General features: G+C 65.0%; 10 protein-coding genes. 4 read left to right on the top strand and 6 right to left on the bottom strand.

From position 1 onward, the window contains the following. Positions 1-1389, top strand: coding sequence for an L-serine ammonia-lyase (locus tag ACTIEY_RS07060; protein ID WP_439518409.1), 1389 nt, complete (start codon positions 1-3; stop codon positions 1387-1389). A gap of 61 nt (positions 1390-1450) precedes the next feature. Continuing rightward, positions 1451-3379: a B12-binding domain-containing radical SAM protein gene (locus ACTIEY_RS07055; protein WP_439518408.1), complete on the top strand. Its 1929-nt coding sequence runs from the start codon at positions 1451-1453 to the stop codon at positions 3377-3379. On the opposite strand, the gene ACTIEY_RS07050 is transcribed toward ACTIEY_RS07055, so the two are convergent. Continuing rightward, complete coding sequence (locus ACTIEY_RS07050; protein ID WP_439518407.1) at positions 3380-4048, bottom strand: DsbA family oxidoreductase; 669 nt, start codon at positions 4046-4048, stop codon at positions 3380-3382. A gap of 67 nt (positions 4049-4115) precedes the next feature. On the opposite strand from ACTIEY_RS07050, the gene aroE reads away from it, so the two are divergent. Then, positions 4116-4937 (top strand): shikimate dehydrogenase, encoded by an 822-nt coding sequence (gene aroE, locus ACTIEY_RS07045; protein ID WP_439518406.1) that lies wholly within the window; start codon positions 4116-4118, stop codon positions 4935-4937. A gap of 26 nt (positions 4938-4963) precedes the next feature. Then, positions 4964-5416 carry a type II 3-dehydroquinate dehydratase gene (aroQ, locus tag ACTIEY_RS07040; RefSeq protein ID WP_439518405.1) on the top strand — a complete coding sequence of 151 codons (453 nt, stop codon included), beginning with the start codon at positions 4964-4966 and terminating at the stop codon, positions 5414-5416. Positions 5417-5423: 7 nt separating this feature from the next. Here the strand turns inward: aroQ and ACTIEY_RS07035 are convergent, their stop codons facing one another. The 5 genes from ACTIEY_RS07035 to ACTIEY_RS07015 are packed head-to-tail and all read right to left on the bottom strand — an operon-like array spanning position 5424 to position 16502. After that, a complete protein-coding gene (locus ACTIEY_RS07035) occupies positions 5424-7679 on the bottom strand; it encodes a hypothetical protein (RefSeq protein ID WP_439518404.1) in 2256 nt (751 codons plus the stop codon). Further along, the gene (locus ACTIEY_RS07030) at positions 7673-8839 is read right to left on the bottom strand and encodes a DUF2827 family protein (protein WP_439518403.1); all 1167 of its coding nucleotides are present in this window, start codon (positions 8837-8839) and stop codon (positions 7673-7675) included. Before ACTIEY_RS07030 ends, ACTIEY_RS07035 begins: the two co-directional genes overlap by 7 nt. A 19-nt stretch (positions 8840-8858) precedes the next feature. Further along, a complete protein-coding gene (locus ACTIEY_RS07025; protein ID WP_439518402.1) occupies positions 8859-10022 on the bottom strand; it encodes a DUF2827 domain-containing protein in 1164 nt (387 codons plus the stop codon). A 47-nt stretch (positions 10023-10069) separates the two neighbouring features. Then, the gene (locus tag ACTIEY_RS07020) at positions 10070-10591 is read right to left on the bottom strand and encodes a hypothetical protein (protein ID WP_439518401.1); all 522 of its coding nucleotides are present in this window, start codon (positions 10589-10591) and stop codon (positions 10070-10072) included. 7 nt (positions 10592-10598) lie between these two features. Then, entirely contained in the window at positions 10599-16502 is a 5904-nt protein-coding gene (locus ACTIEY_RS07015) for an ESPR-type extended signal peptide-containing protein (protein ID WP_439518400.1), read from the bottom strand. Positions 16503-16673 lie beyond the last annotated feature (171 nt).

The raw sequence follows: 16673 nt of genomic DNA, 5'->3' as shown, positions 1-16673 counted from the left end.
ATGGCCGTCTCCACCTTCGACCTCTTCAAGATCGGCATCGGCCCCAGCAGCTCGCACACGGTGGGCCCGATGCGGGCTGCGCGCATGTTCGTCGCCGGCCTGCAGTCGGCGGGCAGCCTGTCCGCCGTCGCGCGGGTGCAATGTGCGCTGCATGGCTCGCTGGGCGCGACGGGCAAGGGCCACGGCAGCGACAAGGCGGTGATTCTCGGCCTGTGCGGAGATGAGCCCGAGTCGGTGGACATCGACGGCATCGAGCCGACCATTGCGCGCATCCGCGCCGCGCGCGAGCTGCCCCTGATGAGCCGGCACGCCGTGGCCTGGAACGAGTCAGACGACCTGCTGTTCTACCGCAAGCCTCTGCCCTTCCACGCCAACGGCATGCGCCTCTCGGCCTGGGATGCGCGCGGAGAGTTGCTCGCAGAGCGGACGTTCTACTCCGTGGGCGGCGGATTCGTCGTCAGCGAGGAAGCAGCAGCCGACGGTTCGCGTCACAAGGTCATCGCGCCCGATGCCACGGTGCTGCCCATCCCGTTTCGCAGCGGCGACGAGTTGCTGCAGCAATGCGCCGCGCACGGCCTGTCCATCGCGGGGGTGATGCGCGCTAACGAACGCCACTGGCGCACCGACGACGAAGTGAACGCCGGCCTGCTGCGCATCTGGGACGTGATGCAGGCCTGCGTGCGGCGCGGCTGCGACACCGAAGGCGTCTTGCCTGGCGGCTTCAAGGTGCGCCGCCGCGCCAGGCAACTGTTGCGCGACCTCACCAGTCACCCCGAGGCCGCGCTGAAGGATCCGCTGCAGGTGCTCGACTGGGTCAACCTGTATGCCCTGGCGGTGAACGAAGAAAACGCCGCCGGTGGTCGCGTGGTGACGGCGCCCACCAACGGCGCGGCAGGCATCGTGCCAGCGGTGCTGCACTACTACCGGCGCTTCGTGCCCGGCGCCACCGACCTTGGCGTGGTCGACTTCCTGCTCACGGCGGCGGCCATCGGCATCCTCTACAAGGAGAACGCCAGCATCAGCGGCGCCGAGGTGGGCTGCCAGGGCGAGGTGGGCGTGGCGTGCTCCATGGCCGCCGCCGCGCTCTGCGCGGTGATGGGCGGCACACCGGAGCAGGTGGAGAACGCCGCCGAGATCGGCATGGAACACCACCTGGGCCTGACCTGCGATCCGGTGGGTGGGCTGGTGCAGATTCCCTGCATCGAGCGCAATGCCATTGCTTCCGTGAAGGCCATCAACGCGGCGCGCATGGCCCTGCGGGGCGACGGTGTGCACCATGTCAGCCTGGACAAGGTCATCAAGACCATGCGCGAGACCGGTGCCGACATGAAGACGCAGTACAAGGAAACCTCGCGCGGAGGGCTCGCGGTCAACATCGTGGAGTGCTGAGCCAACCCACCCGGCCATGGCACCCAGGCCGTAAGATCGCGGCTACCTCGAACGCCGCCCCATGAACGCCCCCGCCTTGCGTGTGCTCAGCGTCATCCCGCCGATGACGCAGCTCAACACGCCCTACCCGTCCACCGCCTACCTCACTGGCTTCCTGCGCTCGCGCGGGGTGGATGCGGTGCAGGCCGACCTGGCCCTGGCGCTGGTGCTCCAGCTCTTCACGCCCGCCGGTCTGCAGGCGGTGCAATGGCGTGCGCAGGCGCTGGCTGAGGCAGACCGCACGGCCAGCGTGCACGCCTTCCTTGACCAGTTCGATCGTTACCGCCAGACCATCGGCCCCGTGATTGCCTTTCTTCAGGGGCGCGACTCCACGCTGGCGCACCGCATTGCCGCGCGAGAACTGCTGCCGGAAGGCCCGCGCTTCGCCGCGCTGGAGGTGTACGAGGAAGCCGAAGTGGGCGAAGCAGGTGCAGACCCGCTGGCCTGGGCCTTCGGTGCGCTGGGCGTGCAGGACAAGGCGCGCCACCTCGCCACGCTCTACCTGAACGACCTGGCCGATGTGCTGCGCGACGCGGTGGACGAGCGCTTCGCCTTTGTGCGCTACGCCGAATCTCTGGCCAGCAGCCAGCCCAGCTTCGAACCCATGGCTGCCGCGCTGGCCGCGCCGGCCACGCTGATCGACGAACTGCTGCACACCCTCACGCTGGCCACGCTCGCGCGGCACAAACCCGACCTGGTGCTGCTCTCCGTGCCTTTTCCGGGCGCGCTGTACGCCGCGCTGCGCATTGCGCAGAGCATCAAGACGCAGAACCCGCACATCGCCATTGCGCTGGGCGGGGGGTTCGTCAACACCGAACTGCGCGAGCTCACCGAACCTCGGGTGTTCGATTTCGTGGACTACGTGACACTGGACGCCGGCGAACGCCCGCTGTTGGCCCTGCTCGACTACCTGCAGCGCAAACGTTCAAAGCAACGCCTGGTGCGCACGTTCGTGCGCGAAGACGAACAGGTCAGGTACATCAACTTCGTCGAGCCCGACGTGCCTTTTGAAGATGTGGGCACGCCGACCTGGGACGGCCTGCCGCTGGACCGGTACCTGAGCCTGCTCGACATGCTCAACCCCATGCACCGGCTATGGAGCGATGGGCGCTGGAACAAGCTGACCGTGGCCCACGGCTGCTACTGGAAGAAATGCAGTTTCTGCGACGTGAGCCTGGACTACATCAGCCGCTACGAGACCGCATCGGCGAGCACGCTGGCCGATCGCATCGAAGCGATCGTGAGCGAGACCGGCCAGACCGGTTTCCACTTCGTGGACGAAGCCGCCCCGCCCAAGGCCCTGAAGGCGCTCGCTCAGGAACTGCTGCACCGCCAGTTGCCGATCTCCTGGTGGGGCAACATCCGCTTCGAGAAGACCTTCACCCCCGAGCTCTGTCAGTTGCTCGCCGACAGTGGCTGCATCGCCATGTCGGGTGGCCTGGAGGTGGCGTCCGACCGACTGCTCACGCTCATGAAGAAAGGCGTTTCGGTGGAGCAGGTGGCCCGCGTCACCAAGGGCTTTGCCGACGCCGGCATCCTGGTGCACGCCTACCTCATGTACGGTTTTCCGACGCAGACCGTGCAGGACACGGTGGACGCACTGGAGTACGTGCGCCAGCTGTTTGAGAACGGCTGCATCCAGAGCGGCTTCTTCCACCGCTTTGCCTGCACCGTGCATTCACCCGTCGGTCTGGACCCTTCAGCCTACGGCATTCAGCTGATTCCGCTGCCTGAAGTCACCTTTGCCAAAAACGACATCGGCTTCATCGATCCATCCGGCGTCGATCACGACGCGCTCGGCATCGGCCTGCGCAAGGCGATCTACAACTACATGCATGGCATCGGGCTGGAGGAAGACGTGCGGTTCTGGTTCAGCCACCTGCCGGGCAAGGTGCCCAAGGCCACGGTGGGTCGCCACCGCATCGCCAAGGCGCTCGCACAACCTGCCTGATCAGGCAGCTTCCGCCGCAATCTGCCGCAGCGCCTGCGCAAACACCGCCGCCGGCTGACCGCCGGAAATGAGGTGACGGTCGTTGATGATCACCGCCGGCACCGAGTGGATGCCATGGCTGGTGTAGAACGCCTCGCGCTCGCGCACATCCTGCGCGAACTCGTCGCTGGCCAGGATGGCTCGGGCTCTCTGTTCGTCGAGACCCGACTCGCGCACACAGCCCAGCAGGACATCGTGGTGGCCCATGGCTTCCGATCGTGTGTGGCAAGCCGCCAGCAGTGCCTTCTTCAGCGCGTGCTGCTCTCGCGGCCCCACTTCTTCTCCCGCCCAATGCAGCAGACGGTGAGCGTCAAACGTGTTCCAGATGCGGCCCCTGCCCTCAGGATTGAACTCGAACCCCACTTCGGCGCCGCGCGCGCGGATGGTGTTGCGGATCTGCGCCTGCTGTTCGGCGGTCGAGCCGTATTTCTCGGCCAGATGTTCGCCGATGTCCTGGCCCTCGGGCGCCATGCGTGGGTTGAGTTCAAAGGGCTGGAAATGGAGTTCGGCGGCGACCTCACCCTGCATCCCCTGCAGGGCTTCCTCCAGCGCCCCCAGCCCCACGGCACACCAGGGGCAGGAAACGTCGGACACGAAGTCGATCTTGAGGGGCGTGGGGGTCTTGTTCATGGGCGCCATCGTAGGCCGGAGGCGAAGTCCGCAGTCGGCTCAGGGCCTTGCGCGACAATCGCCTCCCATGACCGACCGCTACGCCCTCATCGGCCACCCCGTGGGCCACAGCAAATCGCCCTTGATCCACGGGCTTTTTGCCCAGGCCACGGGACAGGACCTGACCTACGCCGCCATCGAGGCGCCACTGGATGGCTTTGCCGACACCCTGGCGCGGTTTCGCGCCAGCGGCGGATTGGGCACCAACGTGACCGTGCCGTTCAAAGTGCAGGCCTTCGATTTGGCCACCGACCCGAGCGAAACCGCTCGCCTGGCGGGTGCCGCCAACACGCTGAAGTTCGCAGGCGATCGCGTCCATGCCGACAACACCGATGGCATCGGGCTGGTCAACGACCTTCAGCGAAACCTGGGGCACCGGCTGACCGGCAAGCGCGTGCTGCTGCTGGGTGCGGGGGGAGCGACGCGGGGCGCCATTCTGCCCATCGCGGCCGAACGCCCCTCGCTGTTTGCCGTGGCCAACCGCACGGCCGCCAAGGCCCACGCCCTGCGCGGCGCCTTTGCCGCTCACGCGTCGTTGCAGACGGGCGGGCTGGACGAGCTTGAAGGCGAGCGTTTCGACATCATCATCAACGCCACCTCCGCCGGTCTCACTCAGGCGGCCTTGCCGCTGCCCGACAGCATCTTTGCCACCGGCTCGCTGGCCTACGACATGGTCTACGGCAAAGGGCTCACGCCCTTCCTGCGCCAGGCGCGTGCCGCAGGCGCGGCCGATCTGGCCGATGGCGTGGGCATGCTGGTGGAGCAAGCCGCCGAATCCTTCGCCATCTGGCGCGGCGTGCGCCCCGATACGCGTGCCGTGATCGAACGCCTCACCGTGCCACTGGTTTAATCGCTCTCCCACACAGGAACCGCCCCATGCCCACCATCCTCCTGCTCAACGGCCCCAACCTCAACCTGCTGGGCACGCGCGAACCTGCCACCTATGGCCACACCACATTGGCCGACGTCGAGAACGAAAGCCGCGCCCACGCCCAGGGCCTCGGCTTCGAGCTCGAGGCCTTCCAGAGCAACCACGAAGGGGCCTTGCTCGACAAGATCCATGAAGCCGGTCGTCGATACAAGGCGGGAGAGCTGACGGGCGTCGTGTTCAATGCAGGCGCGTTCACCCACACCTCCGTGGCCTTGCACGACGCTATCGCCGGCGTCAAACCGTTGCCTGTGATCGAGGTGCACATCTCCAACGTCCACGCTCGCGAAGCGTTCCGCCACCACTCATACATCTCGCCCGTCGCCGCCGGCATCGTGGTGGGATTTGGAACCGATGGCTACCTTCTCGCCCTGGAAGGTCTCGCGAAGAAGGCCCGCTGACGTCGGCTCAACGCTCGGGGCCTTGCTGCTCGAGTGAGGCCGAAATGCCGATGGAGGACACCAGCTGAAGGCCTTGACCGTCGGGCGGCAGCGCGCTCCAGAGGTGCGAGGGGATCCTGAGCAACCATTGGGGCTGCTCCTCCAGCGGCACTTGCGTCAGCGCCTTTCGGTACCACCCCAAGGCGGCGATCGCGTCCTTTCGGTGGTGCAGGTGCACGTGCCCGATGCGCAGCATGGTGTCCACACCGGAGTCGGGCCAACGCTCCAGGCGCTGCTGCAGGCTCGCCAACGCAAACTTCACATCGCCTTGTGCCAGGGCGAGTGCGGCCGCCTTGTCCAGCAGCTCCGGGGCATGAAGTCCGTCGGCAACCGCTTGTCGCGCGAGCACCAGCGCGAAGTCAGGCCTGCCCGAAGCCTCCGCGAGCTGCAACTGCGTCATCCGCAGCAATGGCTCCCTCGGCCAGGCGCCGAGTGCCCGCTCGAGCAGGCTGCTCGAGGTATCCGTGTCGCCACCGGCGGCGCTGGCGTTGACTGCACCCGACCACACCGAAAGATCGTTCGGAAGGACACGAAGTGCCCTGCCATAGAGAAAAGCCGCGTCTGCCCACCGCCCTCTGGCCGCCAGGTCCTCCGCAAGGGGCAGGAGCCACCCCGTGTAGCTGGCATCCACCCGCGCACCCAGCCGGGCGAGGTCCGCCATGCGATCCAGTTCTTCGGTCGACGGGTTGCGCTGAACACCAAGATTGCGGATCGAAATCGCTTCCAGGTAGGCGCGTTGGGCGCGCACGGCCTGACTGGCTGGCCAGATCAGGGCCACCACCATCAGGACCAGCAGGATCAGGGCATAGCGCGACTGCGTGGCACCCGTTGCCACGCTGTGGGCCCCCAGGGCCCCTCCGATGGACATGCGCAGATCCGACGCGCCCAGTGCGCCCAGCGCCAACGCGAGCAGCAGAAGCAAGGGGGCCTCAAAAGTGCGTGTGCCAAGGCTGAGCGAGGCCAGCACCGCCAATATCACCCCGACCATCGCCAGGCGCAGTGGAGCTTCCTCCGGACTCACGTGGCTGATCCATCGGTTCCGCCAGAGCGACACCACCATGTAGGCCACCAGGAACGCCAGCATCAGCGCACCCACAACCCCGTACTCGGAGATCCACCGGACGACATCTGCCGGCGCGCGCGGCAAGGAAAGGCCCGAGTCCAGATACCTGGGCACTTCCACTCGCCACTGACCCGATCCCACACCCAGAATGGGGTTCGCCCTGATCATCCGGATGTCTGCTTCAGACACGGCAGCTGGCAACTGGCCGACCTGTTCGAAACGCTCCCGCAGCACTTCGTAGCCCGTGGGGCCAATGGCCTGGGGCATGTCCACCACTGGCCCCAGACGCGCGGTCGGAACCAGCAGAAAAATCGCCAGCGCACCGACCATCACGAAGTAGTCCACCCGGTTCGGTGCCATCGTCTGCCGGCGCGCACGACCTGTCTTGCCGACATGGAGCATCTCCATCCAGGTCCACACGACCAGCATCGCAAAGCACAGGCTGATCAGGATCCAGCTTCCCGCCAACACCACCATGCAGGTATTGAGTGCCATCGAGATGGCCAGAAGCGAGCCATCCCACCAGCGACGCTCCATGTGGGCGAGCAGGTGCAGGTACAGTGAAAACGGCAGGGCCGCCAGCAGATAGAACGACAACTGTTCTGCATCGGAGAAGGTGCCCGATGGCCACCACTTTGTCCCGACGCCCGGCAGTTCAATCCAGGTCCAAACCTGCAGCGCCGCGAGCACCCCCGCCAGCGCTGCGCCCACATGCACGCCACGGCACACCCACAAGAAGCGATCTCTCGCGTCCTGGTTCAAAACGAGCAATGCCGCCAGTCCCACCCCCATCCAGCGCACGGTGTCCGTTCCGCCTTCGCTGGGATGCCAGATGGACCAGAGCGCGGCAGTTGCTGCAAGCACCAGCCACATCCAGACCGCGCCATGCCCATGCAAGCGCGATCGTCCGGAGCGTGGACGTACCAGAAACAGAAACAACGCCAACAAGGTTCCCGCCCAGGTCACCCCGTTCTTGAAGCTGGATTGCTGGACCCATCCATCCCAGTAACCCAACTGCGGTACGACAGCCGCCGTCATCGCCAGCAGCAGCCAGGGCCACCTCGCATCAGGGAGCCAGCCGACCGCAGACCGAGGGGAAGCCGCCGTCATGGGCTCATGCAGGTGCATGGGCTGGGTCGGTATCTCGGCTTCATTCAACACGCGTGCTCCTCCTTGACCGCACTCGGTGCCTTCTTGTCGAAGAGGCCGTCCAGCAACTGATCGTAGGCACCGACGTTGCCGGGGTGGTTGCACAGATACCGAGCGATTCGACTTCGCTGACGCTCCCGGTAGGCCGAAAGATGATCTTGCCGCAGCGCCTGGATCAGTTGGCGAGCGCCCGCCTCAAGATCAAAGCCTTCATATGCAAAACCCAGATCCGCTGCCAGAGAACCGTTGTGCACCAGGGGATAGCCCAGCCAGCTGCATTCAAGGTAGGCGTAGTTCAGCGGGTTCTCCCACTGATGCGACACCACGACGTCGGTGTGGTGGGCGAGAAACCATGGCGTGGTGAACCGGTTCTCGAAGAAGGCGCGGTGTTGCCTCACCAGATCGAGATGCTCCACGACTCCGAGAAACTCGGGGTTCGTGCGCAGATGCTCGGTATTGGTCACCGACACAAACTCGATCAGTTCGGGATGCTCGCGCCAGACCAGCTCCGCAATCATCAAGGGATAGAGACAGAACTTCACAACGTCGTGGTTGGGTTCGAAGACCGAAATGCGCAACGGGCCGGTGCGTTCGTCGCGCAGGCCGTGTCCGGGCAGGGATGCGGCCTGAGCCTCGATCCAGCGCGGATCCCAGACGAAGGGCACGCAGCGCACAGGTCGCCGGTAAAGCACGGACCAGAACGGCCCACTGCTCCGGATCACCTGGGGAATGGCCCAGATTTCGTCGAAACCCTCAGGGTAGTCCGGCCTTCCCTTCATGGAACGGTTGAACAAGGTCGCCTGCATGGACATGATGTATTCCACGCCACATTTGTAGACCACGACCCGCCCGCCTCGAGACCGCACACGCTTGACCGTGTCGCTGGAGACAGCGCCCCCCAGAGCGATCAGCACATCGATCTCGTCGACTTTGTCCTCCAGCGGGAAAGTGGGAAATTCGCTGCGGTTCCAGGCCAGACCCGCGTCAAGGGAGACCGCCGTGGTGTTGAGCAGACAGACGTCATGCCCGCGCGGAGAACTATTCAGCAAAGACGCCAGGGCGAGTGCGTTCTGCTTGATTCCGTTGATCCAGAGATCTTCGTTCTCGCTGTGCAACCCGATGGTGATGCCAATGCGCAGATGCGCCTTTGTGAACCTGGGTGCCTGGATCATGCGACGCGCCCTTCTTGTGTCATTCACTCAATTCAAGTGTCGGCACACCGGTCCCCTCGCGCTTGCGTCGAAGCAGTTCGAAGAGTCGCCCCACGTGCAGGTCGACATTGCGCGGATTGTCGATATCCACCGATGCCAGCAATCGGGCTGCCTTGTGGTCGTAGGCTTCAATCTGTTCGTCATGCCGACGAATTGCCTCCAGAAGAACCGCGCCGCCCTGCTCGAATGCAAAGTCGTCGTAGTAGTAGCCCACATCTTTCAGGAAGGGAGAGTTGTGAACCAGCGGATATCGACCGTAAAGCACGTCGTAATAGAGGTAGTTGAGTCCGTTCTCCCACTGGTGAGTCACCACGATGTCGCCATATCGGGCGAGAAAGTAAGGCAGGTTGTACCGAGCTTCGAACGATGCGAGTTTGTCCCGCACGATGTCCAGTGCACCCGCGAGATTCTGGAAGGTGACGTGCTCCTTGAGCTGGGTCGCATTGGTGACGTAGATCTCGCCAATTGCAGTGCGGTCCAGTCGATGCGCCGCTTCGCAAACCATCATGCCCGGCACGCAACTCTTGAGCACGCTGATGTTGGGCTCGAACAGGGCAATGCGCTTGGCGCCGGGCCGGGGAACGTAGCCGAAGGTTTCAGCCTTTCCCGTGCGGACAACCTCTTCTTTCGTCCGCTCCAGGAAGATCGGATTCCAGATGTGAGGCATGACCTTCAAAGGTGCTCGCATGCCCATGCGCCAGTACGAACCGCAGGTCTTTTCGTGTTGGGCGTGCGTCCAGATTTCGTCAATCCTCGCACCATTGAAAATCGCACCGGAACGCAGGCCGAATGAAAGTCGCTCGACATCCATGACGTAGTCGTTGCCGCAGCGGTAGGCTATCACCACGCCCCCATTCGCATGCACCACTTCGGCTTGCGCCGCAGATATCTGGGCGCCACCTTCGATCAGCACATCCAGCCGATCGGCCACATCCTCCATCTTGACCAATGGCAGGGCCTTTTCGTCCAGCATGAGCCCGGAAGACAGCGCTTCTCCGTCCCCGCAGTTGATCAGCCAGAGTTCCCCAACGTGCTGCGACGAGCGCAGCAACCAGTAAAGGAAAAGGATGTTCTGGAATGCCCCATTCGACCAGATCGACTGTGTCGCATCCTTTGAAACAAAAAGGGACACGCCAATGTTCAAGCGAACGGGCGTGTCCCTGGAGAGTCGATTCCTGTTGGAGGACCCCATCACGGCAACCTCGTGTCAGGCGAGACTCTGTTGACCCTGAACACGTTGCCTGAGAGCACGTGCTGGTAGACAAACGAATCCCCTTGCAACTCGCGCACAAGGTATGGGTTGACCGTTTCAGCGCTCCTGGTGTTGGTGCGTGCGCCATTCACCTCGGTTGTCACGGTGAAGTACAAACCGTTCGACACCCCCCAGAGACCCGAGTTGACGAGCTCCGAGGGTGGCTTGCCCGGCTCGTACAGCCGAGCAACCAGCGTGAAGGTTCCATCGGACCGGCGCGTGGTCAGAAAACGTTGCAGCGGCATGCCTGGCTGGGGAGCGAACTCACCTAGCCAGGTGCCGACCAGCAGAACCTCCTTGGTCGATGATTCTGCCGAAGCCTGGGCCACGGGACCCAGCAGCGCGATGCAGAGACTCACCGCCATCAGCTTCGAATTTCTCACCCACCTGGTCAACATGAGGAACACCTTTCCGTGGATGGCCAAGTTGGAGACGAGAAATTCGATGAGACGGTGAGCCACTGCGGTCTTACCACTTCCAGCCGATGCCCACGCCCAGACCGAAGTCCTTGCCCGTGGTGCTGACGCCGATGTTGTAGTGCGTGTTGCCGGTCTTGGCGACACCAGAGAACGAGATCGCCACACCGGTCTGGCCGTGGTAGTGACCCAGGCCGATGCCCAGCGCCTTCTCACCCACTTTGGTCACGTTGATCCGCGAGGAAGCCATGGCATTGGACATGGCGATACCGGCGTAGGCGATGCGCGCCACGCGGTTCACCTGGCCATACACATCGCTCAACTGGCTCATATTGACAGCGTCGGTGCCATTGACACCTGCAGCCACGCCGGTGATGCGACGCTCTGCGTTGGCATTGCCTACGGCCACCGTGTTGTCTTCATTGGCCACGGTGCCGTTGCCCAGTGCCACCGAGTTGTTGCCGGCGGCGTGGGCGTTGTTGCCATACGCCGCAGCGAAGTCACCCGATGCCCTGGCGTTGTCACCGACTGCCGTGGTGTTGGTGCCCAGTGCTTGCGCACCGGTACCCACTGCAACCGACGACCTGGCATACGCACCGGAACCGATGGCCACGGAGTTCGCCTCATCCGCCACAGCCTGGTAGCCGATGGCAACACCACCGCCCGTCTTGGCGTGTGCCTCGGCACCCACGGCCACCGAGGTCGCGCCATGGGCCTTCGAAGAGGTTCCGATGGCCGTCGCGTTGTCCGCTGCCACGCCGTTGGCCTTGTCGCCAGCCTCTGCGCAGTAGCCCAGCGCCAGCGCTGCGGCTCCGTTGGCATAGGAACAGGCGCCGCTTGCCATGGCACCCGCGCCCGTTGCGGCGGCGTTGGCCCCCATCGCGGTGCTGTTGGTGCCCGTCGCGGTGCTGTTGTTGCCGAATGCCGAGGCACCCGTACCGGTTGCCGAAGAGCCGGTGCCGAAGGAGGTGGCGCCAGGGCCGGACGGAACACCCAGCAGGGAGCTGACAGCCGACACCGTTGACTCCGTGGTGCTGACGCGTGTATCCAGACTGGACACACCTGACTGAACCGTGCTGACACGGGTGTCCAGGCTGGTGACACCGGATTGCACGGTGCTCACTCGGGTGTCCAGGCTGTTGACTGAAGAGGTCACCCGAGTATCGAGGCTGTTCACGGAGCTGCTCAACGTGCTGATGCTGGATTCAGTCGCACTGACGCGGGTGTCCAGGCTGCCCACCGACGACGTGGTGGTGCTGGACAGCGTGCTGAGCTGGCGCACGTTGACTGCATCGGTCGGCGCGGAGCCGTCGCTGACACCTACCAGTCGACGACCACCGAATGCCACCGAGCTTGCCGGTGCTGCGGTACCCGTGAGGAATCCGGTTCCCGTCGGGGCCGCGCTGTTGACCGTGCCCGCACCAATGGCCACTGCCCCGTCGTACATGGCCTGCGCGTTGTAGCCCAGTGCCAGGGAGCTCAGGCCGGAAGCCTTTGCCGCGTAGCCTGCCGCCAGTGACTGCGTGCCTGTTGCTTCGGAGAAAGTACCCAGCGCGATGGAGTTTTGCGCCTGGCTCGATGCGCCGTGACCAAAAGCCATCGAATGGGAACCCGTGGCGCTGGCCGTACTGCCCACTGCAATGGCTCGTTGCGCGGTCGCCTGGGCGCCGTTACCCAATGCGGTGCTTTGCGATTCCGTGGCCACCGCACCAGTGCCCAGGGCGATGGAGTTGGTCCCAGAACTGCTCGCGCTGTAGCCGAGCGCCATCGAATGGGAACCCATTGCGCTGGCGAGAGCGCCGAGGGCAACACCGCGGACGCCCGTCGCCTGCGCTGCATTGCCCATGGCGACCGATTGTGAGCCGGAGGCGATCGAACTGGCACCCAGGGCCACATCATTGGCACTGGTCGCCTGGGCGCCCGATCCCACTGCCACGGTGCTGGTACCGGACGCAACCGCGTTGCGACCTATTGCTACCGCAAAGGCGGCATCGGCACGCGCGTTCACGCCCAATGCGGCAGAAGAGTCGCCCAGACTCCTGGCACCGTTGCCCAGCGCCACGGAACTCGTGCCCGAGCTCGAAGCGCTGTAACCCAACGCCATCGAGTGAGAGCCGGTGGCGCTTGACAAGGCACCCAGTGCAATGGCTCGCTGACCGGTCGCCTGAGCCAGGTTGCCTTGTGCAATGCTCTGCTGCCCGGTGGCCAGCGCGTTCTGACCCAGCGCAATGGAACTCACACCCGATGCCGTTGCGTCACGTCCCAATGCCACAGAGCTGCCGCCAGAGGCAGCAGCACCGCTGCCCAGGGCCAACGAATTGCCACCCAGACGGGTGTCAAGGCTGCTGGTCCCCATCGCGATCGTGCCCACTCTCGTATCAAGGCTCGTCAACCCAGATTCCGTGGTGCTCACGCGCGTATCAAGACTGCCCACCGAAGACGTGGTCGTGCTCGACAACGTGCTCACTCGAGTGTCGATGCTGCCGACCGTCGAAGTGGTTGTGCTGGAGAGCGTGCTCACTCGAGTATCGATGCTACCGACCGTCGAAGTGGTCGTGCTGGAGAGCGTGCTCACTCGCGTGTCCAGGCTTGTGGAACGGGTATCCAGGCTGCCCACCGAGACGGTCGTCGTGCTCGACAACGTGCTCACCTGCGTATCCAGAGCCGTGGCACGGGTGTCCAGGCTGGTCACGGACGAAGTGGTCGTCCCCGCCAGCGTGCTGAGCTGGCGCACGTTGACCGCGTCGGTCATCGCGGAGCCGTCATTGACACCCACCAGTCGACGACCACCGAATGCCACCGAGCTTGCCGGTGCCGCGGTACCCGTCAGGAAACCGGTTCCGGTGGGAGCAGTGTTGTTCACGGTGCCCGCACCAATGGCCACAGCACCGTCGTAGGTGGCTTGGGCGTTGGCGCCAAGCGCCAGGGTGTTCAGCCCCGAGGCAGAAGCGGCGTTGCCCAGTGCCATGCTGTTCGACGACTGAGCCGAAGCGTTGTACCCCAGCGCCACGGAATGGGAACCAGCCGCGCTGGCCAGAGCGCCGACGGCGATGCCACGCTGGCCCGTCGCCTTGGCCGACAAGCCCATGGCCACGCCGTATTGATCGGTCGCCTGCGAATCCTGACCGACAGCGATGGAAGCGATGCCAGAGGCCGTGGCATTGCGACCCAGCGCCACCGAGCTGCCACCCGAGGCGGCCGCGCCCTGACCCAGCGCGAGCGTGGTGCCACCCAGGCGCGTGTCGATGCTGCTGGCTGCCAGCGAGTTGTTGGTCACCCGCGTGTCCAGGCTGGTCACCGAAGAAGTGGTCGTGGACGACAGGGTGCTCACTCGCGTGTCCAGACTGCCAACGGAGGAGGTGGTGGTGGAGGTGGTGCTGGTCAGTGCGCTGACCTGCGTGTCCAGCCCGGCCGCGCGGGTGTCCAGACTGCCCACCGAGGAGCTGGTCGTGGTCGACAGGGTGCTCACTTGCGTTTCGAGCCCCGTGGCGCGGGTGTCCAGGCTGGTCACCGAGGTCGTGGTCGTGCCAGCCAGCGTGCTGAGCTGGCGCACGTTGACCGCATCGGTCGCCGCCGCACCGTCGCTCACGCCCACGAGTCGGCGGTTGCCGAATGCCACGGAGCTGGTCGGTGCTGCAGTACCCGTCAGGAAACCAGCCCCGATGGGTGCCGCGTTGTTGACCGTGCCGGCGCCAATGGCCACGGCACCGTCGTAGGTGGTCTGTGCATTGGCCCCCAGGACGAGAGAATTCACGCCCGAAGCAGTCGCACTCGCGCCCAATGCCACACTGCTGGTCGACTGTGCCGAGGCGCTGTTGCCCATGGCCACGCTGTTCGACGCTTGCGCCGACGCGCTGTAGCCCAACGCCATGGAATGGGAACCCGCCGCGCTGGCCAGCGCACCAACGGCGATGCCCCGCTGACCGGTCGCCTTGGCGGACAGGCCCATGGCGACACCATATTGATCTGTAGCCAGCGCGTTCTGGCCAACTGCCACGGAAGCGATGCCCGATGCCGTGGCATCGCGGCCCAGCGCCACCGAGCTACCGCCCGAGGCCACGGCCCCTTGACCCAGTGCCAGGGTGGTGCCACCCAGGCGAGTGTCGATGCTGCTCGTGGCAGTGGAGTTGCTGGTCACCCGCGTGTCCAGGCTGGTCACTGAAGACGTGGTCGTGCTCGACAGCGTGCTGAGCTGGCGCACGTTGACCGCATCGGTCAGCGCAGAACCGTCGCTCACGCCCACGAGGCGGCGGTTACCGAATGCCACGGAACTGGTGGGTGCTGCAGTGCCTGTCAGGAAGCCGGTTCCGGTGGGCGCCGCGCCGTTCACGGTACCCGCGCCGATCGCGACCCCACCATCGTGGTTCGCCTGTGCATTGGCACCCAGGGCCAGGGAGTTCACCCCCGATGCCGAGGCGCTGTAGCCCAATGCCGTGGAATGAGACCCCATGGCACTGGACAGCCCCCCCACCGCAACGCCGCGCAGGCCCGTCGATTGTGCAGACAAACCGATCGCCACGCCATAGGAGTCTGTCGACATGGCATTCTGGCCCAATGACACGGCGCCAAGGCCCGAGGCCGAGGCGTTGCGGCCCAATGCCACCGCGTTCGAGCCCGAAGCCACAGCCCCGCTGCCCAGGGCCAGCGTGTTGCTGTCAAGTTGCGTCGAAACCGCGCTGAGCTGGCGGACGTTGACCGCATCGGTCAACGCTGAACCGTCGCTGACACCGACAAGGCGGCGGTTACCGATTGCTACGGAACTCGTGGGCGCTGCCGTGCCCGTCAGGAAGCCCGTGCCCGTTGGGGCTGCGTTGTTGACCGTGCCTGCCCCGATGGACACTGCACCGTCGTATGTGGCCTGCGAGTTGTAACCCAGGGCCATGGAGCTCAACCCGGACGCCTTGGCAGCATAGCCAACTGCCAAGGATTGAGTACCCGTGGTTTCCGAGAAGGTGCCCAGCGCGATGGAGTTCATCGCCTGGCTGGATGCACCATGACCCAGGGCCACGGAGTGAGAGCCGGTGGCGCTGGCGGTGCTGCCCAGCGCAATGGCGCGCTGCGCGGTGGCCTGAGCGGCGTTGCCCAGGGCAGTGCTCTGGGAATCCGTGGCCACAGCATTCGTACCGAGCGCCATGCTGAAGTTGCCCGAGCTGCTCGCAGCGAAACCCAGCGCCATGGAATGAGATCCCAGCGCACTGGCCGTGCCGCCAAGTGCAATGCCGCGGAGCCCCGTGGCCTGCGCGGCATTCCCAATGGCAACGGCTTGCGTTCCCGTGGCTCGGGCGTTGGAGCCCAATGCCATGTCGTTGACACCGGCAGCCTGAGCGCCCGAACCCACCGCCGTGCTGAAATTGCCCGATGCGGCGGCGACGCGACCCAGTGCCACGGAAGAAGCTCCCGAAGCGCTGGCCGCATAGCCACCCGCAAAAGAATCGTCGCCCGCGCTGTCTGCCGCATTGCCCAGTGCCACGGAGCTGCCCCCCGAGCTCTTGGCGGCGAAGCCCAGCGCCATGGAGTGCGAACCTGCTGCACTTGAGAATGCGCCAACAGCAATGCCGCGCTGACCCGTGGCCGTGGCCAGGTTGCCAACCGCAACCCCCTGCTGGTTGGTTGCCTGAGCGGAATCTCCCACCGCCACGGAACCGATGCCCGACGCCGAGGTGGCCGTGCCCACCGCCACGCCACCAACGCCCGAGGCCACCGCCTGGTAGCCCACCGCAGTAGCCGCAGTCCCCTCGGCGCTGCCACCACCGATTTCATAGGCGTTCGTGCCCAATGCCATGGCGATCGGGGGCGCCAGAATGCCCACGCCACCCATGGTGAGCACCACGACAGCGCCGGCCACTTTGGCGGCCACGCTCTTGCGACTTCGCTTGCCACGAGCGGAAGCGGTCTCGGCCACAGCCGTCCAGGTGTTTGAAGATTCGCAATAGACAACGCGGTAGGTCTTGTTCATAGAGAGTCCGGTTTTTCAGGTTCAGGGCTTGAGGTATTCGTGCGCGATCTGGCCGGATTACTAGCCAGTGGCGAGAGAATGCGTTTTCAGCCAAACAACCGGCGAACAAGTTCCGAGGCGCCGAAATAGGCGACTCGAACTGCAAGTGGGGGGAACGAGCAAGCACGCGCG

The sequence above is a fragment of the Hydrogenophaga sp. genome (assembly GCF_051858985.1).
Lineage (GTDB): Bacteria > Pseudomonadota > Gammaproteobacteria > Burkholderiales > Burkholderiaceae_C > Hydrogenophaga.
Note: the sequence above shows the minus strand (reverse complement) of the source record. Positions and strands in the feature narration are given on the sequence as shown.